We start from the raw sequence: 2,571 nt of genomic DNA on the forward strand, positions 1-2,571 counted from the left end.
GAGTTTTGTTTTTGCCAAAACGCAGGGAAATCACCGCCTTTTTTAATTAACATCGCAGGAATTGTGGCAGGCTGACTGGGTTCTATGCTGCTTGGCAACGGTTTAGCTCCTTGCCAAAAGCCTTTCAGGCTGATTTCCTGAGGGAGCTCTGCAAGTACAGGGCGGGTGTAATAACTTTCCACTGACTGGAGTTCATCAATAGCGTTGCTTTTAGCGTCGCTTAACACTTTGCCTAAGGGTGAGCTGGCTAATTGCTGCAATAACTTTTCAGGTGCCAGTCCGCGCATTTCAAATAATAAAAACGGATCTTGGTCTAACTGCCCCGCCAGGCGATAACAAACACCTGCAATATGTTTACAGGGTACTTCATAATCTGGGCAGTCGCAGGCTACTTTAAAGTCTCGATAATCGTTGGGCAGAAAATGTACGCCGACATCGGAAAAAACCGTTTCAATGTTTTCTGGGATTTCATTGAGCAATAATCTGGCGATAAAACTGGCTCGCTGGCTAAGTGTTTTTATGATTTTCTGCCATTGAGCCTCAGAAAAATGGGTCATTTGCACACTGACCTTATAAGTGGGTTCTTTATAAACGCCAAAATAAGGATTGATGTTGCCGCGCAGTTTGGCCTCGACTTTGCCCTTCTGGAGTACCCATTGCTTGATACGGTTGTCGGTGGAATAGGAGCGACCACGGGCCAGACGACCGCTGTCGGTAAAATCTTCCAAGGCGGCTATAAAGCGTTGCCCCCACCAGGTCTTTGCATATTTACTCATATCAGTCTTCCATAACGCTATGTTTGTTGAGGGCAATCAGTTCTTTAAATGCCTGATTGTCGAGCTTGGTTAACCAGCTTTCGTCATTACCGACGATGCTATCGGCCATTTTTTGCTTGTCGGCAATCATTTGATCAATACGCTCTTCCAAGGTTCCCAAGGTGACAAATTTGTGCACGAAGACATTTTTCTTCTGACCGATACGAAAGGCCCGATCCGTGGCCTGGTTTTCAACCGCAGGATTCCACCAGCGATCAAAATGGAATACATGATTGGCTTGGGTTAAGGTGATACCGACGCCGCCTGCTTTCAGCGATAAAATAAACACGGCAGGGCCTGTGTCTGGGTCTTGAAAATCGCTGATCATTTGTTCGCGTTTGGCACGCGGGGTGCCCCCGTGTAAGTAATGGGTTTTATAGTGCTTTTCCTTTGCCAGATAACGCTCCAGATGTTCACCTATTTCGGTGAACTGGGTAAAGACCAGCACGCTATCACCTTGTTCCATCGCTTCCTCAAGCATCTCACTGATGCGCTCAAGCTTGTGGGAGCGTTCCGGTGTAAAGGCGCTGCCATCTTGTAAAAATTGCATTGGATGATTACAGATTTGTTTCAATTTCATCAAGGTGGACAGCATTAAGCCTTGGCGCTGAATACCTTCTGCTTCCTCTAATTGCGCAATCACATCATTTACGACGACTTCATACAAGGCCGCTTGTTCTTTACTGAGGTTACAATAAATCTTGTTTTCGATTTTATCGGGTAAATCTTTAATGATCGATTTATCGGTTTTTAAGCGGCGCAAAATAAAAGGCTGGATGAGTTTTTTCAAGATAGCCGACTGTACCGGATCATTATCGCGCTGTACGGGTAACTCATAGGTTTTGCGAAATTGTGCTTGTTTGCCCAAATAACCAGGATTAAGGAAGTTAAAAATAGACCATAAATCCATTAAGCGGTTTTCGACAGGCGTACCTGTTAACGCCAAACGGGAATCGCCATTGAGCTTTAAAATGGCTTTGGTTTGTGCGGCTTTCGGATTTTTAATATTTTGCGCCTCGTCCAACACGATGCGCCGCCAGTTCAAAGCACCCAGTAATTTACTGTCTTTACGCGCGAGCGTGTAGGAGGTAATCAGCAAATCATGCTGAGAACACAATTGTTTGAAGGCGTTGACCTCTTGTTCGCGCTCACTGCCATGATGAATCAACGTGGTCAAATGCGGAGCAAACTTTTCAATTTCCTTTTGCCAGTTGCCAATCACGGAAGTCGGGGCAATTAACAGCGTTGGGCCGACTTGGGTTTGCTCGCGTTCCAACACCAACACGCTAATGACTTGCATGGTTTTACCCAGGCCCATGTCATCGGCTAAACAACCGTTTAAGCCTAAGCTTTCCAGGTAACGCAACCAGGCTACACCGCGCTTTTGATAATCTCGCAGTTCCGCGTTGAGTTTCTCAGGATTGTCGATGAGTTCTAATTGGCTGTTGTCGGACAGTTTTGCCAACATCTGAGCTAAACTATCGTGAACATCCAGCTCAAAACTGTCCTCTTCTTCGGCCAATTTCCGTAATAATTCATGCACCGATAGCTCAGGAATAACTTCATTTTGCTGTTGAATAAAAGCCAGCATTTCCTGCATTTTATCGCGATCCAGCTCCATCCATTGCCCGCGAAAATGGATCAATGGGGTTTTGGCATCCACCAGCTGTTGCCATTCTTCAGGGCTTAACGCTTCATCGCCGATGGTTAACTGGTATTGGTACTCGGTCAGCTTATCCATGGAAAAATAAGATTG

General features: G+C 45.7%; 2 protein-coding genes. Both read right to left on the reverse strand.

All coding sequences use genetic code 11. The features are described from left to right. A partial coding sequence (locus RW114_RS20355) for an SWIM zinc finger family protein (protein WP_340124556.1) occupies window positions 1–776 on the reverse strand: 776 nt, incomplete at its 3' end. Window position 777: 1 nt separating this feature from the next. Then, window positions 778–2,571, reverse strand: a 1,794-nt coding sequence (locus tag RW114_RS20360; protein ID WP_340124557.1) for a DEAD/DEAH box helicase, incomplete at its 5' end; no start/stop codon positions are given.

Origin of the sequence: Methylobacter svalbardensis, assembly GCF_037671525.1 — a bacterium.
Lineage (GTDB): Bacteria > Pseudomonadota > Gammaproteobacteria > Methylococcales > Methylomonadaceae > Methylobacter_A > Methylobacter_A svalbardensis.